Origin of the sequence: Martinezella lusitana, assembly GCF_014207095.1 — a bacterium.
Classification (GTDB): Bacteria; Pseudomonadota; Alphaproteobacteria; order Rhizobiales; family Rhizobiaceae; genus Rhizobium; species Rhizobium lusitanum_B.
Map to the genome: position 1 here is coordinate 246608 of NZ_JACHBG010000004.1, position 24831 is coordinate 271438.

Annotated in this window: 20 protein-coding genes and 1 riboswitch; of the genes, 11 read left to right on the forward strand and 9 right to left on the reverse strand. The window is 60.2% G+C overall.

The features are described from left to right. Positions 1–286 precede the first annotated feature (286 nt). The 3 genes from GGD46_RS11535 (at position 287) to GGD46_RS11545 (ending at position 4509) form a co-directional block, all read left to right on the forward strand. Positions 287–1033 (forward strand): phosphodiester glycosidase family protein, encoded by a 747-nt coding sequence (locus tag GGD46_RS11535; RefSeq protein WP_246806275.1) that lies wholly within the window; start codon positions 287–289, stop codon positions 1031–1033. Between the two features lie 106 nt (positions 1034–1139). After that, positions 1140–2618 carry a glycosyltransferase family 2 protein gene (locus GGD46_RS11540; RefSeq protein WP_184703910.1) on the forward strand — a complete coding sequence of 493 codons (1479 nt, stop codon included), beginning with the start codon at positions 1140–1142 and terminating at the stop codon, positions 2616–2618. Between the two features lie 73 nt (positions 2619–2691). Beyond that, a complete protein-coding gene (locus GGD46_RS11545; RefSeq protein WP_184703911.1) occupies positions 2692–4509 on the forward strand; it encodes an FkbM family methyltransferase in 1818 nt (605 codons plus the stop codon). Between the two features lie 156 nt (positions 4510–4665). Here GGD46_RS11545 and bmt read toward each other — a convergent pair whose 3' ends face one another. From bmt to GGD46_RS11570, 5 genes are all read right to left on the reverse strand, one after another. Next, a complete protein-coding gene (bmt, locus tag GGD46_RS11550) occupies positions 4666–5634 on the reverse strand; it encodes a betaine--homocysteine S-methyltransferase (protein WP_184703912.1) in 969 nt (322 codons plus the stop codon). 162 nt (positions 5635–5796) lie between these two features. After that, positions 5797–6849 carry a glycine betaine/L-proline ABC transporter ATP-binding protein gene (locus GGD46_RS11555; protein WP_184703913.1) on the reverse strand — a complete coding sequence of 351 codons (1053 nt, stop codon included), beginning with the start codon at positions 6847–6849 and terminating at the stop codon, positions 5797–5799. After that, on the reverse strand, positions 6842–7753 hold the full coding sequence (locus tag GGD46_RS11560; protein WP_184703914.1) for an ABC transporter permease: 912 nt from the start codon (positions 7751–7753) through the stop codon (positions 6842–6844). The genes GGD46_RS11555 and GGD46_RS11560 overlap by 8 nt, the downstream gene beginning before the upstream one ends. A gap of 234 nt (positions 7754–7987) precedes the next feature. After that, positions 7988–8986 (reverse strand): ABC transporter substrate-binding protein, encoded by a 999-nt coding sequence (locus tag GGD46_RS11565; protein WP_184703915.1) that lies wholly within the window; start codon positions 8984–8986, stop codon positions 7988–7990. Between the two features lie 921 nt (positions 8987–9907). Then, the gene (locus tag GGD46_RS11570; protein ID WP_184703916.1) at positions 9908–10051 is read right to left on the reverse strand and encodes a hypothetical protein; all 144 of its coding nucleotides are present in this window, start codon (positions 10049–10051) and stop codon (positions 9908–9910) included. 235 nt (positions 10052–10286) lie between these two features. On the opposite strand from GGD46_RS11570, the gene GGD46_RS11575 reads away from it, so the two are divergent. After that, a complete protein-coding gene (locus GGD46_RS11575; protein ID WP_184703917.1) occupies positions 10287–11741 on the forward strand; it encodes a cobyric acid synthase in 1455 nt (484 codons plus the stop codon). Positions 11742–11762: 21 nt separating this feature from the next. Here GGD46_RS11575 and GGD46_RS11580 read toward each other — a convergent pair whose 3' ends face one another. Beyond that, positions 11763–13559: a chloride channel protein gene (locus GGD46_RS11580; RefSeq protein WP_184703918.1), complete on the reverse strand. Its 1797-nt coding sequence runs from the start codon at positions 13557–13559 to the stop codon at positions 11763–11765. 179 nt (positions 13560–13738) lie between these two features. Next, positions 13739–14139, forward strand: a riboswitch (cobalamin riboswitch). Between the two features lie 141 nt (positions 14140–14280). Between GGD46_RS11580 and cobU the strand changes: the two genes are divergently transcribed. From cobU to cobO, 5 genes are read left to right on the forward strand one after another with little or no spacing between them, the layout of a single operon-like run. After that, entirely contained in the window at positions 14281–14805 is a 525-nt protein-coding gene (cobU, locus tag GGD46_RS11585; RefSeq protein ID WP_184703919.1) for a bifunctional adenosylcobinamide kinase/adenosylcobinamide-phosphate guanylyltransferase, read from the forward strand. 5 nt (positions 14806–14810) lie between these two features. Next, positions 14811–15860, forward strand: coding sequence for a cobalamin biosynthesis protein CobW (gene cobW / locus GGD46_RS11590; protein WP_184703920.1), 1050 nt, complete (start codon positions 14811–14813; stop codon positions 15858–15860). A gap of 9 nt (positions 15861–15869) precedes the next feature. After that, positions 15870–19676 (forward strand): cobaltochelatase subunit CobN, encoded by a 3807-nt coding sequence (cobN, locus tag GGD46_RS11595; protein ID WP_184703921.1) that lies wholly within the window; start codon positions 15870–15872, stop codon positions 19674–19676. After that, positions 19673–20269 (forward strand): dimethylsulfonioproprionate lyase family protein, encoded by a 597-nt coding sequence (locus GGD46_RS11600; RefSeq protein ID WP_184703922.1) that lies wholly within the window; start codon positions 19673–19675, stop codon positions 20267–20269. The genes cobN and GGD46_RS11600 overlap by 4 nt, the downstream gene beginning before the upstream one ends. Then, complete coding sequence (cobO, locus tag GGD46_RS11605; protein ID WP_184703923.1) at positions 20269–20913, forward strand: cob(I)yrinic acid a,c-diamide adenosyltransferase; 645 nt, start codon at positions 20269–20271, stop codon at positions 20911–20913. The genes GGD46_RS11600 and cobO overlap by 1 nt, the downstream gene beginning before the upstream one ends. Before the next feature lie 15 nt (positions 20914–20928). Here cobO and GGD46_RS11610 read toward each other — a convergent pair whose 3' ends face one another. The 3 genes from GGD46_RS11610 to GGD46_RS11620 form a co-directional block, all read right to left on the reverse strand. Beyond that, positions 20929–21732, reverse strand: coding sequence for a helix-turn-helix domain-containing protein (locus GGD46_RS11610; protein ID WP_184703924.1), 804 nt, complete (start codon positions 21730–21732; stop codon positions 20929–20931). Continuing rightward, a complete protein-coding gene (locus GGD46_RS11615) occupies positions 21729–22094 on the reverse strand; it encodes a nuclear transport factor 2 family protein (protein WP_184703925.1) in 366 nt (121 codons plus the stop codon). Before GGD46_RS11615 ends, GGD46_RS11610 begins: the two co-directional genes overlap by 4 nt. 101 nt (positions 22095–22195) lie before the next feature. Beyond that, positions 22196–22981 carry a TSUP family transporter gene (locus GGD46_RS11620; protein ID WP_184703926.1) on the reverse strand — a complete coding sequence of 262 codons (786 nt, stop codon included), beginning with the start codon at positions 22979–22981 and terminating at the stop codon, positions 22196–22198. A gap of 149 nt (positions 22982–23130) precedes the next feature. On the opposite strand from GGD46_RS11620, the gene GGD46_RS11625 reads away from it, so the two are divergent. Together GGD46_RS11625 and GGD46_RS11630 are read left to right on the forward strand one after the other, a co-directional pair. Beyond that, positions 23131–23535: a cobalamin biosynthesis protein gene (locus GGD46_RS11625; RefSeq protein ID WP_184703927.1), complete on the forward strand. Its 405-nt coding sequence runs from the start codon at positions 23131–23133 to the stop codon at positions 23533–23535. A gap of 161 nt (positions 23536–23696) precedes the next feature. Further along, positions 23697–24656, forward strand: a complete 960-nt coding sequence (locus GGD46_RS11630) for a nucleoside hydrolase (RefSeq protein WP_184703928.1) — start codon at positions 23697–23699, stop codon at positions 24654–24656. Positions 24657–24831: the final 175 nt, after the last annotated feature.

The following is a 24831-nucleotide window of genomic DNA, read 5'->3' on the forward strand; positions in this document are numbered from 1 at the left end:
CGCTGCCCGGGCCGAAAAGCGACGGCGCGCAGCACCATATTCGCAATTGTGCGGAGGTGCCAGAGATCAGACGTCGTCGGGTTTGCTCTGCATAGGTCCAGCGTAGCTGCAAGTGCAGCGCTACAACGAGTACTTTCAAAGTTGCCGGGATTTTTACAGGGGCGGCGCCGAGATGTTGCGGTAAGACACCATCGAGTGAGGCGGCGGCGACCGATCTCACGGGAGACAACACCTCCTCGCGCATGATTGCACCGCGCTCACTCGCGCATGCTATGTTCGCGGGGACATGTGCTTGATTCGACTGATGATGATCCTTGCCGTTCTTGTCTGCGCCGGCGGCGCGGCGGCGGGCGAGCCGTGCCGTAAGGTCCAGCATCTCGGCGAGGGCTACACGGTATGCATCTTCGATCCGGCGGTGGACGATATCCAGCTGTTTCAGAACGATCGCAGCGGCAGGCCCTATGGTTCCTTCCGGGCGCTGGAGAACGACCTGCGCCAGGATCGCATCTATGTGCGCTTCGCCATGAATGGCGGTATGTATCTCGACGACCAGTCGTCCGTCGGCCTTTTTATCGAGAACGGGCGCGAGTTGAAGGCGATCAATACCAACAAGGGGTGGGGCAATTTCCACCTGCTGCCGAACGGGATCTTCTATCTGCTGCCAGGGCGGGCAGGCATTATGGAAAGCAAGGCTTTCGCTGCCTCCGGCATCAAACCGTTCTATGCCACTCAATCCGGTCCCATGCTCGTCATCGGCGGCCAGCTACACCCGTCCTTCCTTGCCGACAGCACCAGTCTCAAGACACGAAACGGGGTCGGTGTCATGAAAGACGGCAAGGTGGTCTTCGCAATCTCCGACGGCCCGGTGCGTTTCCACCATTTCGCGACGCTCTTCCGCGACGACCTCGGTTGCGCGAATGCGCTGTTTCTCGACGGAAGCATTTCCAGCCTCGATATTCCCGAATGGCAGCGGCGCGATGGACTATTTCCGCTTGGCCCCATCATCGCCGTGACGGAAATGCTGCCGGGCTGAGCCCGGCGGCGCGCAAGGTTGGAGCCAGCCACATCAGCTAATCGAGATAAATGGGGATGTCATATCCTCTGGCTGCACATTGTCGGATTGAGGCTTCGAAACGTTGATGACAAATACTGCAAACGAGGTGAAGGCGCTGATCTTCATGACGGCGCGTGATTGCGAAATGTATGTCCGGCAATCCCTCGCTAGTCTTTCGAGGCAGACGCTCGACGAGCTGCATGTCCTTTTTGTCGATGATTGCTCCAAGGACGATACGGGCATAATCGCCGCAGGCCTTCTGGACGATCTTTTTCCAAACCGGCACACCTTCATCCGCAACGATGTGCAGCTCGGAAAATCGCGCAACGTTTGGGAGCACTTGAGGCCCCGCGCTGACATGGCCGAGTTCGTCGCCATTCTCGACGGCGACGACCAGCTGATCATCGCCGACATTCTCGAGCAGATGTCGTACAGCTATGCGAACGGCAAGGACGTCGTCTGGACGAACTTCATCACCGATGGCGGGGGCCTTGGCGGCAATGGTCCGCTCGATCCCAATCTGTCGCCGCGTCGGCAAGGCTGGAAAACCAGCCATCTCTTCAGTTTTCGCGCGTCCCTGCTCGCCAATATTCCCGAAGACTATTTCAAGGACGATGCCGGGCAGTGGTTCATGGCCGCCTGCGATATTGCTCTTGCATTGCCCATCCTCGATCAGACGCGGCACTACGAATTCATGCCGGTCAACGCGCATTGCTACACCGCGACCAATCCTTACTCGCATCACAATCTTGACCCGCATTCGCGCGGCCTGAATTCCACTGCGCAGCAGCGTTCGGCACAGCATGCTTTCACCAAGCCGCCGTTGCCGCTGACGCGACCGCTGAAATCGGCAATACAGCGGCGTGTCGTTGCACCCGCTTTCGCCGATGGTGGCACAGCTGACGCCGGTTCTACCGTTGCGGTGGGCGGTGGCGCGGACGCCTGGCAGGCGGTGGCAGGCGGAATTCTTGCCGCCGACTATCCGAGCCTGCTCGATGCTCAATGCGTTGCCGGTCGCAATCTGCTGACGCCGATCCAGATATGGGCGCTTCGTCGCGCGGCATTCGGAAGAAGCGAGCGGCCGAATGTTCTGCATATTGGAGCACCGCGCTCCGCATTAGCGCTGGCATCGTTGCTATCCGGTCGCGACGCCGGTCTGAACTGCCTGTGCATGACGCCGGAAGACGTCGTTGATCTGGAAGGGCGTTTCACCGCGAGTGGCCTGACGGAGGGCATTTCCATCATCGAGACCGAAGTCGCTCAGGTGGGCTTCGAAGAAATTACGTCGACTTTTCCCGATACGCGCCAGATCGCAGAGGGTATCAAGTTCGATCTGGTCGTAGTGGATCTGCAGAATACACCCTATCCGGCAGAGAGTGCGTTTCTGGCTTTGCCAGCGCTGGCGAATAATCTGTCGCCTATGGGTTTCAGCCTCTGCCTGTTCGCGCAGGACCGCGCAACCGAGGCGCTGGTGGCCGAGCGATGGGCCAGCGTCAGTGCGGGATTGAAGTTCAGCCTTGATGCCATCGGTGGCAGTGGATTGTTGGTCGTCGGCGGTCGCTGACGGCATTTCGACCCGCCGATATATGCCCGATAAGTCCTTGCCCCTAAACCTTTGCATGTTGGAAAGAACTGCGATGACGCTGCAAGCCACGATCGCCTGTGAAGTGAACAGTTACCGGAATCCAGTCCGGTTCCACCTTCCTGACCTTAACGATCACATCCAAAGGATCATCGTGCAGAACAGCGCCTTCTACGAGCGGGCCATGCTGGAGGATGTCGGTTCGTCATTGCCGGAAGATGCCTTGGTCGTCGACGTTGGCGCACATATCGGCAATCATACGCTCTTCTTCGGCTCCGTCCTTGGTGTCCGCACCATTGCCTTCGAACCGAACCCGGCGACGTTCGCCACATTGCAGGCCAATGTGGAGCTCAACGGCATCAACGGGCTTGTCGAGCTCAGCCCGCTTGCTCTTGGCGCCGGTCCGGGTGTGGGGGAGATCGTGAGCGCGGACTCCGCCGATCTCGGGGACGCGCACTTCCAGCCAGGAGAGCACGGTGCCGTCCAGATGGCGAAGCTTGACGATCTCCTCTTGGAGCATCGAGTGCATCTGATCAAGGTCGATGTCGGCGGGGCAGAAGCCGACGTGCTTCGCGGCGCGCAGGAGATCATCGCCCGCTCTCGGCCCAAGCTACTTGTCAGCGCCGCCACGCGAGAGATCCTGGGGGCCGTCGAAGCCGTACTCCGGCCGCTCGGCTACCGGAAGATCCGCTTCTACAACGATACTCCGACCTATCTGTTCGAGCCGATCCATTCGGGAGCCGCTGCTCCGACCCGCGCAGTCGATTTGATCGATCCCCGCAATCTGACCATGCTGCCGTCGACGCAGCGTATCGTCGCCGGCATGGCGAGCGTTGCCGGGAACGAAATTGCTCTGCGCGCAGCGGTGATGTCGCTGTTGCCCCAAGTCGATTGTCTCTACCTCTACCTGAACGGTTTCGCGCAAGCGCCGCGCTTCATTGCCGAGCACCCCAAGATCCAGCATTTCATCGATACGGACGGCGTTCGCTACGGCGATGCCGGCAAGTTCTGGGGCTTGGAGCAGGTCGAGGATGCCGTCTACATTACCTGCGATGACGACATCGTCTATCCCGACGATTTCGTAGCGCGAATGATTGGCGAGCTGGCGCAAGCGCGCGGTCTGGCGGCAGTCGGTGTTCGTGGCACGATTATGCTGCAATCGAGCCGGGGCTACTACCCGCATGACGAACGGGTCGTTGTCGAATTGGAACGGGCTTTGATGCGTCGTCGCCGGGTCCATGTGGTCGGCACTAACGCCTCTGCTTTCCATTCCAGCATGGTGAAGATGAAGCTGAGCGATTTTCAGGATAGCAAGACGGCGGATGCTTGTTTCGCAGAATATCTCCATGGTGAAGGCATTCCCGCTTATATCGTACCGAGAAGGGAGCGGTGGCTGCAGCCGATAGAAGGGCAGCGACCTGCGAGTTACGGTCAATCGAACATGGGCTTCGGTTTGGCCTATGACAGCTCGACGAAGCGGGATGATATTCCCTCATCGGCATATCCGGTCTCGCTGTTGCGTTCGGACGTAGCCGATGCCTCGTCGATCATCTATCTTGTCGATGCCGACCAGGCTGATGGCTTGGTGGAGTTCATATTGGCCGTGGGCGGACGTGAACGCGATCCGGTGATCTTCGTCACCTGCGATCACGAGACGGACGATATGCGCCGTACGGTGCTTCACCCCGAGTTTCTTTGCGAGGTACATCTTGTCGCGCGCAGCGGCGAACATGTGTCGAACTATAAGGAACTACTGTGGAAACATGCCGGCCGTATCCGGGCGTGGACGCTTCGCAACGGCAACGAACTCAAGATGGTGGATGCCGACGAGTGGGGAAACTGGTTCGAGCCGATAGAGCGCTCGTCGATGTGACGTCCACGGTGTTTTCGCCGGCGTGATCCATTCCGCATGAATGAGCGTGCTCTGGCTCGACGAGAGCCGAAGCCGTTCCAGTGAGCCGGCGGCAATTTTCCGCCGGCACTGGCGGCATATGTAGAGTTTGCAGGGCTTTGGCGCGCTGTGCTTGGCTTACTTCCCCGGGGAACTTAGCGGCCCGATCCGTTCGATGATCGCCTCCAGCGTCGGGCGAGGGCCAAGCCGATAATCGTCCAGTGCTTGCCGCATGGCGGCCAGATGATCGCAGGAGGTGCCGCAGCAACCGCCGATGATCCTAGCGCCGGCGTCCCGGGCAAGGCTGGCATAGTCAGCCATCAGCCGTGGCGTGCTTGGGTAGTGAAGCTGGCCGTCGTGAGCTTCCGGGATGCCGCAATTGCTCTTGACCGCAACCGCTGCCGATGGGTTGGCCTCGGTCATGAAGAGCAGGCTTGCTAGTGTATCAGCGGGACCTGTGCCGCAATTTGCGCCGACGGCGAGGGGACCTTCGCCTATATCTGCCGCTATGCCGTGAATGTCCTCTGGATGCAGGCCTGCCATGGTCCTACCCCCGACGTGGAATGAAGCGGTATAGATATATGGCAGGCCGACCTTGACGGCGGCTTCGGCGGCGGCCCGAATTTCGTGGGGAGACGACATGGTCTCGATCCAGACGATATCGACGCCGCCAGCCTGCAATCCCTCGATCTGCTCGACAAAGGCGGAAACGGTGTCTTCATAGGCCAATGCGCCTGTTGGCATCAGCGGTTCGCCCGTCGGCCCTACCGATCCGGCGACTATAATCGTGCGATCGGCTTCATCGGCGACGGAACGGGCGATTTCTGCCGCTATCTTGTTGATGCCGTGCACGCGTTCCTGCGCATGGTGCAATTTCAGGCGATGGTGCGTTCCGCCAAAGCTGTTGGTGAGAATGATGTCGGCGCCGGCCTGGATAAAATCCCGATGCAGCTTTACGACCAGTTCCGGGTGCCGCTCGTTCCAGAGTTCGGGCGCTTGACCGGGCTCCAGACCCAAAGCGAAGAGGCTCGTGCCCATTGCGCCGTCGGCCAGCAGGACGCCTTTTTCAGCAAGAAGAGCGGCGAGGGGATTGGCTGGGGTCGGCATGACATCTCTTGGGATACGCGGGCGCAAAAGTATGAGGTGTCAATATGGACATATCTGCCGACAGGCGCAACGAGCGAACGGTCCCGACGCAAGACCGATCGCCGCTAGAAATGAGAGCGCCCGATGAGGGCGCTCTCGGTGATCGGATAGAGCTGCGCTTGCCTATGCGGCTACCATCTGCGCCGCTTGATGCGTGGAGGGAGTGACCATGGCAGCGATAATGCTCTGCAGATCGATCGCGCCGATGGGCTTGCCGCCGGCATCGGTGACGGTGGCTCCCGTCTGTCCCGCTTCGGTTATCTGCTTGGCGACGATTTCCAGCGTCATGTCGCCGGCGACATGCGTACCGCTGGGTTCGCCCGCAAAAGGCTTCATGATGGTCTGGGCCTGGATGATGCGACCGCGGTTCACTTCCTTGACGAAGGCGGTGATGTAGTCGTCGGCCGGCTGCAGCACGATCTGCTGGCCACTTCCCTGCTGCACGACCTTGCCGTCGCGCAGGATCGCGATCTTGTCGCCGAGGCGTAGCGCCTCGTCCAGATCGTGGGTGATGAAAACGACGGTCTTTTTCAACTCCTTTTGCAGATCGAGCAGGACGGTCTGCATGTCGACGCGGATCAACGGGTCGAGCGCGGAATAGGCCTCGTCCATCAGCAGGATATCGGCATCGTTGGTCAAAGCGCGGGCCAGCCCGACGCGCTGCTGCATGCCGCCGGAAAGCTGGTTCGGATAGTGCCGTTCGAAGCCCTTGAGGCCGACCCGTTCGATCCAGTAGTGGCCCTTCTTTTCGCTTTCGCTGCGCGCCACGCCTTGAATGTCCAGGCCGTAGATGGTGTTTTCAAGAACCGTGCGGTGAGGCAGCAAGGCGAATTTCTGGAACACCATCGCCGTCTTGTGGCGCCGGAATTCACGCAGGGCATTCTCGTTCATCTTGCAGACGTCGACGCCGTCATAGAGGACTTCGCCAACGGTCGGATCGATCAGCCGGTTGATATGGCGGATCAATGTCGACTTGCCGGATCCGGACAGGCCCATGACCACGGTGATCGCGCCGGCCGGCATATCGATGCTGATATCCTGCAGACCGAGCACGTGGCCGTGTATCTCGTTGAGTTCCGCCTTGCCCATGCCGCCCTTGACCAGATCGACACAGTCGCGCCCATGGCGACCGAAGATCTTGTAGAGGTTTTTGATCTGGATCGCGTGACTAGCCATGGATGACCTCCGAGTGCTTCTGGAGCCGTCTGCCATAGGCTTGGCTCGTGCGGTCGAAAATGATGGCGATCGCGACCAGCGCAAAGCCGTTGAGGAAGCCGACGGTGAAGAACTGGCTATTGATCGCCACCAGCGTATTCCTGCCGAGGCCACCCACACCGACCATGGAGGCGACGACGACCATGGCGAGCGACATCATGATAGTCTGGTTGATGCCGGCCATGATGGTGGGCAGCGCGAGCGGAATCTGCACGTTGAAAAGCTTCTGTCGGTTCGATGAACCGAAAGCATCCGCAGCCTCAAGCACTTCTCTGTCGACGAGACGGATACCGAGGTTGGTCAGCCGGATCATCGGCGGGATGGCATAGATGACGACGGCGATGAGACCCGGTACCTTGCCGATGCCGAAGATCATGACGACGGGAATGAGATAGACGAAGCTCGGCATGGTCTGCATGATGTCGAGGATCGGGTTGACGATCGACTGCAGCCGGTCGGACCGGGCCATCAATATGCCGATCGGCAGGCCGATGACGACGGCGATGAGCGTACAGACCGTCACCATTGCGAGCGTTATCATCGTGTCGCCCCAAAGGCCGCACACTCCGATGAGAATCATGGAAATGGCGGTGCCGGCGACGATCTTGAGGTTTCGGCTGGCGGCATAGACGACGAGCATCATGACGACAAGCACAATGAACCAAGGCGTGTTGGTGAAAAGCCACTCCAAATAATTCAGAAACCATTGCAGCGGCTGCACTATGGCGTCGATGAGATTGCCGTAGGCGCGCACGGATGCCCTGAATCCATCATCGATATTCTTGCGTGCGGCGCGTATGAGCGATTCGTTTATTGCCGGAAAATTGCAAAGCACGTCCGGCAGGATCGTACATTGAATAGCCATGTATTTCCCCTTCTTGATCCGGTTCTGTCCAGTCTGAGCATGTGGCCTTTCATGTTCGAACTGTATTACAGCGCTGCGACCGGTTCTGCAGGCTGCTTTTCAATTCCTACTACATTTGCCGGCGCCAATCTGTGCTCGTTGCGACCTGCGACCGCGTCTGTCCGTCGGTCGTTGCCTCCAGCGAATATGAAATAGGCGACAGGCGTAGGCCTGCCGCCTATGCTTTCGTGCTGCTCAGAGCGATGCCTTGACCTTCGTTGCGACGTCAGCCGAAACCCACTTGGTCCACATGTCGGGGTAGGTCTTCAGGAAGTACTTGGCGCCGTCCTCGTTGGTACCCTGATTGTCGGTCATCCAGGCCAGAACCTTGCCGACGGTGGCGTTATCCCACTTGCGGGTCTTCATGTAATCCATGGCGATGCCGGCCTTCGATGCAAAAGCCTTGGTCACGACCGTATAGACGTCAGAGACGGGATAGGAGTTTACCTTCGGATTGGCGCAATCCTGGATCGCAGTGCAGGCATCCCATTCCTTCTTGTCATGCGGCACGTTGAAGCTCAGACGTACCATCTCGTACTTGCCGAGGATGGCCGTCGGTGCCCAGTAGTAGCCGAGCCAGCCGCTCTTCTTTTCGAAGGCGTTGGCGATCGAACCGTCGAGTCCTGCAGCGGAGCCGGTGTCTACCAGCGTAAAGCCAAGCTTGTCGGCGCCGAGTGCCTTATAGAGGTTGGCGGTGGAGATCTGGCAGTTCCAGCCTGCAGGGCAGTTATAGACCGCGCCCTTGGAGGAATCTTCAGGGGCAGGGAAGAGTTCCGGATGCTTCAGCGCGTCCTGAACGGTCTTGATATCGGGATGGGCGTCGGCAAGGAATTTCGGAATCCACCAACCTTCGACGCCGCCGTCGCTGAGGAGCGGCGCAGCCTCGATCAGGCTGCCTTCGGATACGGCCTTGTCGAGTGCCGTGCGCACGGCGTTGACCCAAAGCTCGGGCGCGACGTCGGGCTGGCCCTTTTCATTCATGGAAGTGAAGGTCGGTTGCGTATCGCCGGTGACCAGCGTGACGTTACAGCCGTAGCCGTTCTGAAGGATGATCTTATCGACCTGAGCGGCGACGCCGGCAGAGGCCCAGTTCATCTCGGCGATCGATACGTCGCCGCATGATGCCGCGTGCGCCGAGCCAGCCAAAGCATAGGCGCCAAATGCAAAGATGGCGGAAGCGAGAAGCTTCTTCATTTGATGATGTCTCCCAATTTTTCGTTAGGTTGCGGAAATCGGCGCGACATATGCATGATATGCGAAGCAGGCATGATGTCTGTCGATCCCTGTCAGCGGTGGTTCAACCACAACCGTTCATACGCCGCTGACGACGCCCGCACGGTCCCCTTTGCTGCTGTCGTGCATTTGGTCTTTTTGCGACCGCGGAACCCTGTCGCGGTCGGGCATTCTTTGCATCGACAACGGGCAGCCTAAGGATTTAAAGAAAGAAATCAACAGCCAGGCCACGACATGGACTTATCGTGCCTGTTGGAGAAGCGGATATAAGCTTATGAATTAGCCTATTTTCTGCTATTCACGGCTGCAAAATGGGCAATGCGAGCCCCGCGCAAGCCATCCGGCCTGGATGAAATTAAATAAGCCTAAAATATCGCGTCCCTGGAAGACGTTTTTTATTCCATTTGCGTCGTTTGCGATTTCATAACGACAATGGGAAAATTTTCAAAAAAAATTCAAATTCACTCTTGGTTAAGCACTTAATAACCGTCCGGTAACGATGTCGGTTTATCAATCAATGCGTGGCGGGGGACACCGCTGCTTCTCCGGATCAGGTATTGCGTACCGGGGGAAGCGAACCTTGCGGCGTATGTGCAAGGAAGCCGGCGTTTTTGGCAAACCGCGCTGATCTTCGGATCGCGCGGTTTTCGCGTTTCTAACGCAAGTTGCACAGGTGTCTTGAGCGGTGTTGCGACTTGCACCATGGGCGAAATCAAAAGGCCGGAAGCGCGACGAGCGAACCTTAGAGATCGCGATGCACTTTCGTGCCTGTGCCAATATTGGCCAATCAGCCGGCTTCGTTCCCGCAGCGACAAAATACAAAGCCGCCGATGCGGGCGCATGGCGGCTTTTCGCGCTGAGGAGCTGCGGCTTGACCCGGTATTAGCCGACGTTGTAGGTGCGGATAAAGCCGATCGTGCCGAAGCGTATGTCCAGCTGCTGTACGCGGCTTTCCGGACGGTGCGTCGGAAGCTTGCCATTCCAGGCGATCTGGATGGAATTCTGTCTGTTGAAGATGAAGAGCATTGGGGTTTCCTCCGAGCCGCAGCGGCCCGTTTCGTTGTATCTTTTCGCGATGGAAATAATCCTCTTCGGGATAACTAACAACGGATGGAATCGTCATCCGATGTCGCAAATGGAGCATGATGACGACTGATGCATTTTTGCCTGGCGCAGATGGCATCTGGCCGTTAAAGATCGCGGCGAAATCAAGGCAGAGTGCCGGGTTTTCAGGGGGCACGCCATCTTGGAGCGCAGGGGAATGACAAGGGCGATTATGCTGCAGGGAACCGGCTCCGATGTCGGAAAAACGGTATTGGTCGCCGGACTATGCCGCCTGTTTGCCAATCGCGGCGTAAGGGTCCGTCCATTCAAGCCGCAGAACATGTCCAATAATGCAGCCGTAGCTGAGGATGGCGGCGAGATCGGCCGTGCCCAGTGGCTGCAGTCGCTTGCTGCGCGTGTCCCGTCTTCCGTGCATATGAACCCGGTGCTGCTGAAGCCGCAATCGGAAATCGGCAGCCAGATTATCGTGCAGGGCAAGGTCTGGGGGCATGCCAAGGGCAGGGATTATCAGGCGCTGAAGCCGCAGCTGCTTGGGGCCGTGCTCGAGAGCTTTGCCACCATGCGGGCGGGAACCGATCTGGTCATCGTCGAAGGGGCGGGTTCGCCGGCCGAAATCAATCTGCGGCGGGGCGACATCGCCAATATGGGTTTTGCGACGCGCGCCAACGTGCCCGTGGTTCTGGTCGGCGATATCGATCGCGGCGGCGTCATCGCGTCGCTGGTCGGCACCTACCATATCCTGCCGGAAGAGGACCGGCGCATGATCCGCGGCTACCTCATCAACAAGTTTCGCGGCGATGTATCCTTGTTCGCAGAGGGCATCGAGGCGATCGGCGGCTTCACGGGCTGGCAATGCCATGGCGTCGTGCCGTGGCTCAAGGCGGCATCGCGCCTGCCTGCCGAGGATTCCGTCGTGCTGGAACGGCTCGCACGCGGTTCAGCGGGTGCGCTGAAGGTTGCTGTGCCCGTGCTGTCGCGCATTGCCAATTTCGACGATCTCGATCCGCTGCGGGCCGAGCCCGATGTCGATCTCGTCTTTGTGCGCCCCGGCGAGCGTTTGCCTGCCGATGCGGCACTCGTGGTACTGCCGGGCTCGAAGTCTACGATCGGCGACCTGCTGGACCTGCGTGAACAGGGCTGGGATCGCGATATTGCCGCGCATATGCGCCGTGGCGGCCGCGTTATTGGCATTTGCGGCGGCTATCAGATGCTTGGACGGATGGTCTATGATCCGCTCGGCATCGAGGGGACGGTTACCGAAACGCCTGGATTGGGCTTGCTTGATATCGAGACGGAAATGGCGCCGGAAAAGACGGTGCGCAACAGCCTTGCCGTTTCCAAAGAGTACGATGTTCCGCTCTCCGGCTATGAAATTCATCTCGGCGTGACGACAGGGAGCGACTGCGAGCGGCCGTCGGCCGTCATCGATGGGCGACCCGATGGCGCCATATCGCCGGATGGTCGCGTGATGGGCACCTATCTGCACGGCCTGTTCGGCAGCGACGCCTATCGGGCAAAGCTGCTGGCAAGCTTTGGTCTCGCCGGCGAACGCATGGACTATCGGGCCAGCGTCGATGCGGCGCTGGACGATATTGCCCGGGAGCTTGAAAAAGTACTTGACCCCGCCTGGCTGGACAGCCTCGTTCACTAAGACCGGTGTCGGTGGCCTGTTCTAGAGTTCGCCCGAAACTTCGCGGCGACGGCGATCGAGTTCTTCGCTGTAGCGCCGCAGCGTATAGCTTTCCGTCAGCAGGCCGATGACCTTGCGCTCGATCAGGTCGTTGACGACTACCAGCGCTTCGCTCTTGGTCTGGTCGAACATCGCGGCGGCCTGTTTGGCATTCATCTGCGGCTGCAGGAACTCGTTGCGAAGACGGATGAAATCGGCAAGGCCGTGTTCTTCGTCGTCCTTTTCGATCGGGCTGGCATAAACGTCCGGCACGAGAACCATTCCGGAATATTTCTCGTTCTTGTCGATCAGGATGACGCGCTGGGCCGAGCCGATCGGGAAGTTCTTGCGGAATTCCTCGATGCTCATGTCGATGCTGCCGGTGTGAACATCGGGGCGCATCATGCGGGCAACGGTGAGGTTGCGGATCCAGCCGACATCGTGCGCGCTGCGGATGCTTTCGCCGCGCAGATGGAAGCGCCACGTCGCGAAGGAGTAGCCGAAGGTGGTGCGCACCACGAGCGACGACGTGATGACTGCCGCCAGCACCAGCGCGGTAATCGGGAAGTCGCCGGTAATTTCCAAGGCCAGGAACGTCATGGTTAGCGGGCCGCCGATGATGGCGACAGCCAGCGAACTCATGCCGACCACCGCGTAGACGGCAGGCGTCAGGGTCGCGTGATCGAGATAGGGCGCACAATAGGCGAAGATCTTGCCGAGCAACGCGCCCATGAACAAGGAGGCGAAGAACAGGCCGCCTCTGAAGCCGGAGCCGATCGATACGGCTGACGCGAGCGACTTGAGGAGGAAAAGCCCGACGAGCGCGCCCAGCGTTACGTCCGTGGACAGATTGAGATGCAATGCGCCATGGCCGGCCGACAGGACCTGAGGCGAGATCAACGCCAGCAGACCGACGACCAGCCCGCCGAGGGCCGGCCGGAAGGGCATCGCGATGGCGCTCTTGCGCGCCAGTTCCTCGACCCAGGCGACGCCCTGCATGATAAGTATGCCGATACCGGCGCAGAAGGCGCCGAGCAGGACGGCCGGAAGGTAGTCTGCCGGGACGATCGCACCGAAATGATCGATATCGATGGCGAAATCGTCTCCGGCGAGCAGCCGGGCGATCATCGTGGAGATCAGCGCCGAAACGACGACCGGCGTCAGTGTCAGAATGGAATAGCTGCCGATGATCAGCTCGAAGGCGTAGAAGGCGCCGGTCAGCGGTGCATTGAATGCGGCAGCAATGGCGCCCGCCGCGCCGCAGCCGACGAGCATGCGCAGATCCGCACGGCGCATCTGCATCTTGTAACCGAACTTCGAAGCGATGCCGGCGGCAAGCTGCGTATAACCAGCCTCAAGCCCGACGGAGGCGCCGAACCCGTTGGAGATCAGGTTCTGCACGGCGACGATGATACTGTCGGTGAGCGACATGCGGCCGCCATGCAGCGCATTGGCCTCGATCGGGTCGACCATGGGCTTTTTGCGCGTGCGCGACAATATGTAGAGAAGAATCCCGAGAATGATGCCGCCGGCGATCGGCGCAATCAGCAGTACCGACTTGTCGGGAATTGCGACGGCTGCCGAGCTGAGGCGCTCGTAGTCCGTTATGCCGTAAATGAGGCTATGCAGCTTGCGCGAGATGTAGCTCATCGCAATCACGGCACAGCCTGAGGTCACACCTGCCAATGCGCCGGCAAAAACAAGCCCCAGTTCGCCACGGCGCAGCAATGCCCTGAAACGACCGAGATCGAATAGGACCGAGAAGACGCCAAGACGGCGAGGTTGAAATTTCTGTAGCATGGGGAGCGGACGATATATTCTACTCGAATGTGGGGGCTTAACCTCTATAAACTCCTAACATCAAAGAAATGCGGCAAAAAGACTGCTGCTCTCTGGGGAATTTGCTACGAGTTCGCGCGTGAAGCGGAGAATGTCGCAATGACGCCCTTGATTGACTCGAACTGGGCGAGAGCCTAATCATGATCGCCATAACGATTGGTTCCTAAGCGGCGATCTGCCGCATGGGATGAAAAGGGAATGTGAAGGGACGGACCCAATCCGGGCGTTCTCATCACAGCCGACCCCGCGACTGTAGAGCGGTCAGGGTCTTTCGTTCGGTTTGAAGCCTATTTCGTCGATGATTCGCATGGGGCGAACGAGGCGGGGTAGGCGTAAGCCGGAAAAGCCACTGGCGTGGCATCATGATCAACCGGGGTTGGACGCCTCTCATTCTACGAATCGTCCGCCTTTTCATGATGGGATTGCCGGGAAGGCGAGAAAGACCCGCTGGCGCACGATCGGGGGCGACCGGTTTCGGTCCGCCCCCGTCGCGGCGCCTTATCCGCGAGCCAGGAGACCTGCCAGGCGTGCCGGGCGAAAAGCCTGTTTCGGGAACGCGAGTTCCGCTGCCAGCACGGAGGTTGTCATGGCGCAAGACGAGTTTTCGGCGTGTAGACGCCATTTTTCCGGTTTCAGCCACGTGCTGCCGACACGCCTCGTTGTGCGCGAGCGGAAATAGCACATGTCCTCTTCGACTTCTCAGGCTGTTTTCGTTCTTGGTGGGGCGCGCTCAGGCAAATCCAGATTCGCCGAATCCCTGATTGTGGACACCAGGCTTGAACGTCACTACGTGGCGACAGGCCGGGCGTGGGACGATGAGATGCGCGAGCGCATCGCGCAGCATCGTGCCGATCGCGGCGACCTGTGGCGGACACATGAGGAGCCGCTCGATCTGGTGGCGCAGCTTGCCGCCGTCGACGCTGAAGGGCGCGCAATACTCGTGGATTGTCTGACGCTCTGGGTTACCAATCTGATGATGGCCGAGCGGGATATGGCGGCGGAGTTTGCCGCTCTCACGGAATTCCTGCCCAAGGCGCGATCGCGGCTTGTTCTCGTCTCCAACGAGGTGGGTCTTGGAATCGTGCCGGAAAATCGCATGGCGCGCGCGTTTCGTGATCATGCCGGCCGTCTGCACCAGATGGTCGCGGCGGAAAGTGCCGAAGTCTATTTTATCGCAGCGGGTTTGCCGCTGAAAATGAAGGGTTAATCCATATGAATCAGGAAAAGATTCCCGCCACCGTCATCACCGGCTTTCTTGGAGCCGGCAAGACGACGATGATCCGCAACCTCCTGCAGAATGCCGGCGGCAAGAAGATTGCCTTGATCATCAATGAATTCGGAGATCTCGGCGTCGATGGCGACGTGCTGAAGGGCTGTGGCGCAGAGAACTGCACCGAAGACGATATCATCGAACTGACCAACGGCTGTATCTGCTGCACCGTCGCCGACGATTTCATCCCGACCATGACGAAACTTCTGGAGCGCGATGCGCGCCCGGACCACATCGTCATCGAGACCTCGGGCCTTGCGCTGCCGCAGCCGCTGGTCGCCGCCTTCAACTGGCCTGATATCCGTACGCACGTTACCGTCGATGGCGTGATCACCGTGGTCGATAGCGCTGCCGTTGCCGCTGGCCGCTTTGCCGACGATCATGACGCAGTCGAAGCCCGCCGCATCGAGGATGACTCGCTCGATCACGAAAGCCCGATCGAAGAACTGTTCGAAGATCAGCTGACCTGCGCCGACCTCATCGTGCTCAACAAGACCGATCTGATCGACGGTGAAGGTCTCGGCCGCGTCCGTGCTGAGGTCGCCTCGCGCACCGCCCGCAAGCCGACGATCATCGAAGCGAAGAACGGCGACGTGCCGGCGGCCGTATTGCTCGGCCTCGGCATCGGCACGGAAGACGATATCGTCAACCGCAAATCGCATCACGAGCTGGAGCATGAGGATGGCACGCCGCACGACCACGACGAATTCGATAGCTTCGTCGTCGAACTCGGCCCCATTGCCGACCCGGCCGCCTTTGTCGATGCGCTGAGGGGCGTGATCGCCGAGCATGACGTGCTGCGCCTCAAGGGCTTCGTCGATGTCCCCGGCAAGCCCATGCGCCTGCAGCTGCAGGCCGTCGGTAGCCGTATCGATACCTACTTCGATCGCGCCTGGACACCGGGCGAAGCCCGTGCAACCCGGCTTGTGGTCATCGGTCTGCACGAGATGGACGAGGCGATCGTTCGCAAGGCGATCGAGGCGCTGGTCTAAGGTCAGTCCATGCACCTTCTCCTAGCTCAAAAGGGAACGATCAGCGACGGTGAGGAGGCGATCGACCTCGGGCAATCGCCCGGCGATATCCTCTTTCTGTCGGCCGCCGACACCGAGCTTGCGGCGATTGCCGCAGCGCACGGCGAGGGTGGTCGCTCCCTTCGGCTTGCAAGTCTGATGAGCCTCAAGCATCCGATGTCCGTCGATACCTATGTCGACAGGACGGCCCGGCATGCGAAGCTGATCATCGTGCGGGCGCTGGGAGGCGCAAGCTACTTCCATTACGCGTTGGAGGCGCTGCATGCCTGTGCGGCGCGTCAGGGTGCCTTGATTGCGGTGCTGCCGGGGGATTCGAAGCCCGATCCGGGGCTGACGCCTTTTTCCAACGTTGCGCTCGATGATCTCAATGCGCTCTGGTCTTATCTGATCGAGGGCGGCGAAGCGAATTCCAAGGCATTTCTCGCTTACGCCGAGGCGATGCTATCAGGCGCCGAGAAGCCCATGCCTGCCGTGCCGCTGATGAAGGCCGGCATTTGGTGGCCGGGCAAAGGTGTGATCGGCGTTGAGGAATGGAGGAGGGTTTCCGTTTCGGAGGTGGCGGTCCCGGAGGGACTCGAACCCCCGACGATAGCGATTTCCTTCTATCGCGCACTGGTCCAGAGCGGTGAGACAAAGCCTGTCGAAGCCATGATGCAGGCGCTTGTCGCTGAGGGCATGCGGCCCCTTCCGGTCTTTGCCTATAGTCTCAAGGATGCCGTGTCCGTCGGCATTCTCGAGAGTGTCTTTACCGAATTGAAGCCGGTCGTGGTCATCAACGCCACGGGCTTTGCCGTTTCGGCGCCGGGCGCGGATCGTCAGGCGACGGTGCTGGAGACGGGCGAGGCCGTCGTTCTGCAGGCCATCTTCTCGGCTTCTTCGAAAGAAGCCTGGGAGGCGTCATCTCAAGGGCTTTCTGCCCGCGATCTCGGTATGAACGTGGCGTTGCCCGAGGTCGATGGGCGCGTTCTTGCCCGCGCCGTGTCCTTTAAGGCGGCCGCCCGCTATGACGAAAGGGTCGAGGCCAATATCGTCGCCAGCGAACCGCTTGAGGATCGTGTGCGCTATACGGCACGGCTCGCCGCCAATTGGGCGCGGCTGCGCAACGCATCGCCCAGCGATCGCCGCGTCGCGCTGGTTATGGCGAATTATCCCAATCGCGATGGGCGCCTTGGTAACGGCGTCGGGCTTGATACGCCGGCCGGCACGATCGAGGTGCTAAAGGCGATGCGAACGGCAGGCTATGGTGTTGCCGATGTGCCCGCCGATGGCGATGCGTTGATGCGGCATCTGGCGGAAGGCCCGACAAATTCGGGGCATGATGGCCGCGTTGTTCGCGAGACGCTTTCCTTTAGCCACTACAGGGATTTCTTTGCGTCGCTTCCCAAGCAGATTCAGGATGAGATGACTGCGCGCTGGGGTGAGCCGGAGGCGGACCCTTACGCGCTCGATGGCGGCTTTGCCCTGCCGTTTGCCCGCTTCGGCGAGGTGCTTGTCGGCATCCAGCCGGCGCGCGGATACAATATCGATCCGAAGGAGAGCTATCATTCTCCCGATCTCGTCCCGCCGCACGGCTATCTGGCCTTCTATGCCTTCCTGCGCCGCTCCTTCGATGCCCATGCGGTCATCCACGTGGGCAAGCACGGCAATCTCGAATGGCTGCCGGGCAAGGCGCTGGCGCTTTCGGAAAGCTGCTATCCGGAAGCGATCCTCGGACCGCTGCCGAACCTCTATCCCTTCATCGTCAACGATCCCGGCGAGGGTACGCAGGCCAAGCGTCGCACCAGTGCCGTCATCATCGACCATCTGACACCGCCGCTGACACGCGCCGAAAGCTATGGTCCGTTGAAGGATTTGGAGGCGCTGGTTGACGAGTACTACGAGGCTTCGGGCGGCGATCCCCGCCGTATCCGTCTCCTGCGCAAGCAGATCCTCGATCTCGTTGCCGATATCGGCCTCGATCAGGATGCAGGCATCGCCAAGGGTGAGGGCGAAGACGAGGCATTGCGCAAGCTCGACGCCTATCTCTGCGATCTCAAGGAAATGCAGATCCGCGATGGCCTGCACATTTTCGGCGTTTCGCCGTTCGGACGGTTGCTGACGGATTTGACGGTGGCGCTGGCACGGGTGCCGCGTGGGCTTGGCGAGGGTGGTGATCAGAGCCTGCAGCGGGCGATTGCGTGGGATACTTTTATGGGGGAGATGTCAGCGAAGCTGACAGAGGGGGGTATCTCGCCACGCAAACCATTCGACCCGCTGGACTGCGACATGGCCGCCGATTGGACCGGCCCGCGCGCCCCAATCCTTCAAGACATCTCAGACGCCCCCTGGCGCACTCAGGGCGATACCGTCGAGCGCATCGAACTTCTGGCCGCAAAACTCGTGGATGGCGAAGCAGTTTGCCCTGAAGATTGGCCAAACACCCGCATGGTTCTCAACGAGATTGCCTCCAAGCTCCAGCCGTCCATCCTCGCCTGCGGCGATGCGGAAATCTCCGCTCTGCTCAAAGGCCTCGACGGCCGTTTTGTTCCGCCCGGACCTTCCGGCGCGCCGACGCGTGGACGGCCGGATGTTCTGCCGACGGGGCGGAATTTCTATTCGGTCGATAGCCGCGCCGTGCCGACGCCGGCTGCCTACGAGCTCGGCAGCAAATCGGCTGAGCTACTCATCCGCCGCTATGTTCAGGACCATGGCGAATGGCCGGTCTCCTTCGGCCTGACGGCCTGGGGAACCTCGAACATGCGCACTGGCGGCGATGATGTTGCACAGGCGCTCGCGCTGATCGGCGTCAAGCCCGTATGGGATATGACCTCGCGTCGTGTCACTGGCTACGAGATCATTCCGCCTGCCATGCTGCGGCGGCCTCGTGTCGATGTCACGCTGCGAATCTCCGGCTTCTTCCGTGACGCTTTTCCCGAGCAGATCGCCCTGTTCGACAAGGCAATCCGTGCCGTCGGCATGCTTGATGAAGATGCGGCGGATAATCCCATTGCGGCGCGCATGCGTGGCGAGATCGCGCGGTTGGAAGCCGCTGGCCTCGACACGGCTTCCGCTAGCCGCCGGGCCGGCTATCGCATCTTCGGCTCCAAGCCCGGAGCCTATGGTGCCGGCCTTCAGGCGCTCATCGATGAGAAGGGCTGGGAGCGGCGCGCCGATTTGGCCGAGGCCTACCTCGTCTGGGGCAGCTATGCCTATGGGGCCGGCGAGGAAGGCCGAGCGGAGCGCGGCGTCTTCGAGGAGCGGTTGCGCTCGATCCAGGCGGTGGTGCAGAACCAGGACAATCGCGAACACGACCTGCTCGACAGCGACGATTATTATCAGTTCGAGGGCGGCATGGCGGCAGCGGCCGAGCAGCTTGGTGGGGCGCGGCCTTCGATCTATCACAACGATCACTCGAGGCCGGAAAAGCCCGTGATCCGCTCGCTCGAAGAAGAGATCGGTCGAGTGGTGCGTGGCCGCGTTGTCAATCCCAAGTGGATCGACGGCATCATGCGCCACGGCTACAAGGGTGCCTTCGAGATTGCCGCAACGGTGGACTATCTCTTCGCCTTTGCCGCGACGACAGGCGCGGTCCGCAATCATCACTTCGAAGCCGTATACCAAGCGTTCGTTGTCGACCAACATGTGCGCGATTTCATGGCGGAGAAGAACCCGGCCGCGCTAAAGGATATGCGCGAGCGTCTGCTGGAGGCGATCGACCGCAAGCTCTGGACGCCGAGAAGCAATTCGGCGAGATTCGACCTGGAAAGCCTGAAGGATGGCAAAGAGGTAGCGGCGTGAGTGCGGTCGACGAGCTTATGGTTGCGTTTCATGGTTATCTCCTGTCGCGCAGCGACCTGACGCTGAAGCATTTCATCGAGGGTTTCGACTGGTCGATGGAGCAGCGGCCGCTTGCCTCGCATGATCTGCCTGTCGTCCGCAGTCTTCGCGAGATCCACCGGGCAGGGAACGGAGCGGAAGGGGCATTATTCCATCGGCTCTTGCAGGCGGCTGATACGCTTCATTGGGCTCAGACCTACAGCATCACCGATTTCGGCAGCGACTTCCTGCAGAGATACGGCTGGGTCGAGCTCTTCGGCACACGCGGGCATTTCGCAAGTGCGGAGATGGCCGGCGGCTTTCTCTTGCTCGGCCCTGGTGTGCACTATCCCGACCATCATCATACGGCAGAGGAAATCTACATCCCGCTGACCGATGGCTCCCTGTGGAGCAAGGATGGTCAGCCATTCCTGCCGCACTGGTCAGGCGGGATCATCCATCACCCTTCGAATATTCGCCATGCCATGCGGACGGAAGACGAGCCGCTTGTCGCGCTCTATCTTTGGCGCGGCGGCCCACTGGCGCAAAAATCAATCATATCCGGGAGACTATAATGAGTGACGAACTGGCCGAAACCGGCGCGGAAGCACCGAGGAACGACGACGCGCGTCATGCCGACAAGATGGCCAAGAAGAAGGCTGCGCGCGACAAGATCATGGCGACCAAGACCGATGAGAAGGGCTTGATCATCGTCCATACCGGCAAGGGCAAGGGAAAATCATCTTCCGCTTTCGGCATGATCTTTCGTCACATCGCCCATGGCAAGCCGAGCGCCGTCGTGCAATTCATCAAGGGCGCCATGTGGACCGGCGAGCGCGACCTGATCGAGAAGCACTTCTCCGATCTCTGCCAGTTCCATACGATGGGCGAGGGTTTCACCTGGGAGACGCAGGATCGTGCCCGCGACGTCGCGGCTGCCTCTGCCGCCTGGGAAAAGGCCAAGGAACTGATCCGCGACGAGCGGAATTCCATGGTCCTGCTCGATGAGATCAACATCGCGCTTCGCTACGACTATCTCGATATCAACGAGGTGCTGGAATTCCTCAAGAATGAAAAGCCCTATATGACGCATGTGGTCTTGACGGGTCGCAACGCCAAGGAAGAGCTGATCGAGATTGCCGATCTCGTCACCGAGATGGAACTGATCAAGCATCCTTTCCGCTCGGGCATCAAGGGCCAGCCGGGCGTCGAATTCTGATCGTAGGCCGGGCTTTCAGCGGCTCGGCAGCATCGTCCTTAGCGCTTCGGCCGTCTGCGGGTTTGCGGGGAAGAAGGATTCAATCGCGAGTTCCGACAGCGTCACGTCGACGGGCGTTCCGAAGACTGTCGTCGTCGAGAGGAAAGAAAGCTGTCCCGCTCCGGTGATAAGCTCAAGCGGCACCGCGATGCCTGCGAAGTCTCGCTCCGGGGTGTTTGATCGATGCGCCGCCGGTGCTGGGTAGGCGGACAATTCCTCCAGCAGTTTGGTCAGCTCCGGGTCACCCGTGGCGGCGATCTGCTGACGCAGGCGTTCCAGCAGATGCGCCCGCCATTCGAAGAGATTGGCGATTCTAGGCGCAAGGCCTTGCGGATGCAGGCTGAGCCGAAGGACGTTGATCGGCCCCTCGGTCAGCGAGGTATCGACGACGCCGGCAAGCAGCGGCGAGACGGCAGCATTGGCCGCGACCAGAGTCCAGTGCCGGTCGACTGCGAGGGCGGGGAAGGGCTCGTGCCCCTTCAGAATGAGGTCGATCGCTTGCCGCGCCGGAGCGAGGGCAGGATCGTCCAGCTTGCGTTCGCGAAAAACCGGGGCGAACCCCGCCGCAAGAAGCATCGGGTTGCGCTCGCGTAAGGGGATGCCCAACCTTTCTGCGAGATGCATCAGCATTTCGCGGCTTGGAAGCGAGCGCCCGCTCTCGATGAAGCTTAGATGTCGCTGCGAGATATCGGCTTCAAGGGCGAACTCGAGCTGGCTCAGGCGGCGTCGCCGCCGCCATTCGCGCAGATGATCGCCGAGAGAGCGGGCAGGGCTCATCATGCGGCGGCCGGTAACTGATCGATGAAGCCGTGAACCGACTTCAGCCGATCGCCTTCCAGGATGGCAAAATCCGTGCCCTTGATCAGCGGCTCAGCATCGGCCGGACCGAAGCCCCAGGAGAAGCGGAGATTGTCGCCGTGACGATCACCATCCGTGATCAAGGTGAAGCGGAAGCCGGGGAAGCGGTCGTGAGCGGCAGTGACCAACGCATGGATCTGTTCCCGGTTGTCGGCACGCATCATCGGGTCGATATAGCTGCAGTTTTCCGTCCAGGCCTCGGCAATGAGCGCACGCCGGCGCTCGGCATCGGCCTCGTTCCAGATGGCGATATAGCGGTCGGCAATGGCGTTTACATCAGTCATCGGTCAACTCCTTTGGATCGCCTGAACCGTTCAGGCAGGGCGATCATCGGCGCGTACCGAAGCAGTATCAATTACGTCAGAGGTAATCAAAAGCCTGTTTCTTAGAGCCCAAGCCAGATGCGCACGGGATGGGCGGGATCCGCCAGAAGCTTGACGGCAAAGGCGATGCAGACGACGACCAGCAGCGGCTTGATCAGCTTTGCGCCGATGCGCATCGCAAGCCGCGAGCCGACCTGGGCGCCCAGAAACTGACCGACGCCCATGGTCAGTCCGACCTTCCAAAGAATAGCGCCGGAGAAGATGAAGACGATCAGGCTGCCGAGGTTCGAGCCGAAATTGAGCAGCTTCGTATGCGCGGTCGCTTTCAGCAGGCCGAAGCCGGCGAGCGTCACGAAAGCGAGCATCAAGAACGAGCCCGTACCTGGACCGAAGGCGCCGTCGTAGAAACCGATCAGGGGCACGAAGGTAATGCCAAAGAGCCACGCGCTCATGCGCCTGTGTTTTTCGACGTCGCCCAGATTGGGCTTTACGGCGAAATAGAGTGCGATTGCGATCAGCAGGAACGGCAGGAGGATACGCAGCACTTCACTTGGCATGATCGTTGCCAGCATCGCGCCGAACATGCCGCCGATGACGGCCATCAGCGCCATGGGCAGTTGTTCGTGAAGGTGCACATGTCCCTGCCGCGCATAGGCGATGGTCGCCGAGGCGGAGCCGAAGATCGATTGCACCTTGTTGGTGCCGAGCGTCTGCAGCGGCGGTATGCCTGCGAGCAACATGGCCGGCACGGTCACCAACCCGCCGCCGCCCGCGATAGAGTCGACGAAACCGGCAAAGAAAGCGGTGGCAAAGAGCAGAAACAGGATCTGAAGCGTGATGTCGTGCAAGGCTGGAACTCTGAGGCTAGAAATCAAGGGCCTTCTCGCACTCCCGCAGCGCCGTGGCAATCGCCCGCAGGACACAGCCGTCAAAATTGACGGGCCGCGATACGGTGGCTACAGCTATCGGCGTCCGCCGCCGTCACCGGGGAGTGAATATGACGACATATGCCAATTCCACCCGCAACTACTTTCTCGGCCTGGGCTGTGAGCGTGGCACGGACTGGAATGAGGTCTGTGCGCTTGTGGAGCAGGCCTTGGGGGAGGTTGGTATCGGCAGCGAGCAGCTTCTGGCGGTCGTCTCGATCGATACGCGCATGGACGAGCCGGCCATCCTAGAGGTCGCCACCCATTTTCGTCTGCCTGTACGCTTCTTCAAGGCGGCCGCGCTTGAGCAGGAAACGCCTCGCCTTAAGAATCCGTCCGAACTTGTCTTCGCCCATGTCGGTTGCCATGGCGTTGCGGAAGCGGCGGCTTTGGCGGCGGCCGGCCCCGATGCGGAACTCGTGCTTCCCAAGATGAAGTCAGGCTCTGCCACCGTGGCAATCGCGAGGATCGCATAGGCACCGCAATCGCCCGATGTTCTCAGAATTGATCCGCGCTTCGTCACGGCAACGTTTCGCCATCGGCGGAACTCGTGTATTCCACTAGTTCAAGCATGATCCGCGACGGGAGGAAATTTCCGGAAGATCAAGCTTATTCAGCATATTGGCAAGGAAAAATCATGCACAAGGTCATTTATGATACGGATCCGGGCGTCGATGACGCCATGGCGCTTCTCTTCCTGCATCGTCACCCGAATATCGACCTTCTGGGCGTGACGACGGTTTTCGGCAACGCCTCCGTAGATACGACGACGCGCAACGCGCTGTTTCTGAAGCGCGAGTGGAATATTCCGTGCCCGGTGGCACGCGGCGCGAGCGTCACTTTCGATCCCTCGCGGCAGGAGCGCCCTTGGCCGACGATGGTTCATGGCCACAATGGCCTCGGCGATATCGCTGTGCCCGAAACGATCGACCTGCCGACCGATCCGCGGCCGGCCTATCAGTTCATCATCGATACCGTTCGTGCCAATCCGGGCGAGGTGACCCTCGTCGCTGTCGGCCGCATGACTAATCTAGCCCTGGCGGTAAAGCACGACCCGGAGATCGCTTCGCTCGTGAAGGGCGTCGTGATCATGGGCGGCAACTTCTATGTGCCGGGCAACGTATCCCCGGTCGCGGAGGCCAATATCCACGGTGATCCGGAAGCTGCCGATTTCGTCGTCAAGGCGCCTTGGAAAGTTGTCGTTGTTGGTCTCGACGTTACGTCTGTGACGACGATGAGCCGCAGCTACCTTACCGATATGGCCAAGGAGGGCGGTCCATCCGTGCAGTTGCTGGCGGACCTGTCGCAGTCCTATATCGATTTCTACAAGCATGCGGTCGAAGACGGCATGATGGTTCATGACAGCTGCGCCTGCGTCTATGTGGTAGCACCCGAGCTGTTCGACACGATCGAGGGATCGATGCGCGTCGTGTGCGGCGGCATCGCCGATGGCCAGACGATCATCAAGCCGGACGGCCGACGCTTTCCGCCGGGCGATTGGGACCATCTGCCGAGCCAGATCGCCTGCACGGGCATTCGTTCGCAGCAGGTTCTCGACCTGATCCGCGACGTGATCCTGGGCAAGGTCAAGCACTGAGCTTAAAGCGAGAAGGGCGATCCAGCCCTCCTCGCACCCCATTTTCGCCAAGCGGCCGACCTGCCAGCCTGGCCCGTGGCCGGTCGAATTTCCGAACAGATCGAATTCGGAAAATCGCAAAACCGAGCAGGACGCCATTCGCGTTGCCGTCGCTGCCTTATCCCGTTCTCAACGT

Bases quoted from the DNA above. Each gene is read 5' to 3' on its own strand.
- GGD46_RS11535 (WP_246806275.1), top strand. From the start codon at position 287: ATGTGCTTGATTCGACTGATGATGATCCTTGCCGTTCTTGTCTGCGCC.
- GGD46_RS11540 (WP_184703910.1), top strand. From the start codon at position 1,140: ATGACAAATACTGCAAACGAGGTGAAGGCGCTGATCTTCATGACGGCG.
- GGD46_RS11545 (WP_184703911.1), top strand. From the start codon at position 2,692: ATGACGCTGCAAGCCACGATCGCCTGTGAAGTGAACAGTTACCGGAAT.
- bmt (WP_184703912.1), bottom strand. From the start codon at position 5,634: ATGCCGACCCCAGCCAATCCCCTCGCCGCTCTTCTTGCTGAAAAAGGC.
- GGD46_RS11555 (WP_184703913.1), bottom strand. From the start codon at position 6,849: ATGGCTAGTCACGCGATCCAGATCAAAAACCTCTACAAGATCTTCGGT.
- GGD46_RS11560 (WP_184703914.1), bottom strand. From the start codon at position 7,753: ATGGCTATTCAATGTACGATCCTGCCGGACGTGCTTTGCAATTTTCCG.
- GGD46_RS11565 (WP_184703915.1), bottom strand. From the start codon at position 8,986: ATGAAGAAGCTTCTCGCTTCCGCCATCTTTGCATTTGGCGCCTATGCT.
- GGD46_RS11570 (WP_184703916.1), bottom strand. From the start codon at position 10,051: ATGCTCTTCATCTTCAACAGACAGAATTCCATCCAGATCGCCTGGAAT.
- GGD46_RS11575 (WP_184703917.1), top strand. From the start codon at position 10,287: ATGACAAGGGCGATTATGCTGCAGGGAACCGGCTCCGATGTCGGAAAA.
- GGD46_RS11580 (WP_184703918.1), bottom strand. From the start codon at position 13,559: ATGCTACAGAAATTTCAACCTCGCCGTCTTGGCGTCTTCTCGGTCCTA.
- cobU (WP_184703919.1), top strand. From the start codon at position 14,281: ATGTCCTCTTCGACTTCTCAGGCTGTTTTCGTTCTTGGTGGGGCGCGC.
- cobW (WP_184703920.1), top strand. From the start codon at position 14,811: ATGAATCAGGAAAAGATTCCCGCCACCGTCATCACCGGCTTTCTTGGA.
- cobN (WP_184703921.1), top strand. From the start codon at position 15,870: ATGCACCTTCTCCTAGCTCAAAAGGGAACGATCAGCGACGGTGAGGAG.
- cobO (WP_184703923.1), top strand. From the start codon at position 20,269: ATGAGTGACGAACTGGCCGAAACCGGCGCGGAAGCACCGAGGAACGAC.
- GGD46_RS11610 (WP_184703924.1), bottom strand. From the start codon at position 21,732: ATGATGAGCCCTGCCCGCTCTCTCGGCGATCATCTGCGCGAATGGCGG.
- GGD46_RS11615 (WP_184703925.1), bottom strand. From the start codon at position 22,094: ATGACTGATGTAAACGCCATTGCCGACCGCTATATCGCCATCTGGAAC.
- GGD46_RS11625 (WP_184703927.1), top strand. From the start codon at position 23,131: ATGACGACATATGCCAATTCCACCCGCAACTACTTTCTCGGCCTGGGC.
- GGD46_RS11630 (WP_184703928.1), top strand. From the start codon at position 23,697: ATGCACAAGGTCATTTATGATACGGATCCGGGCGTCGATGACGCCATG.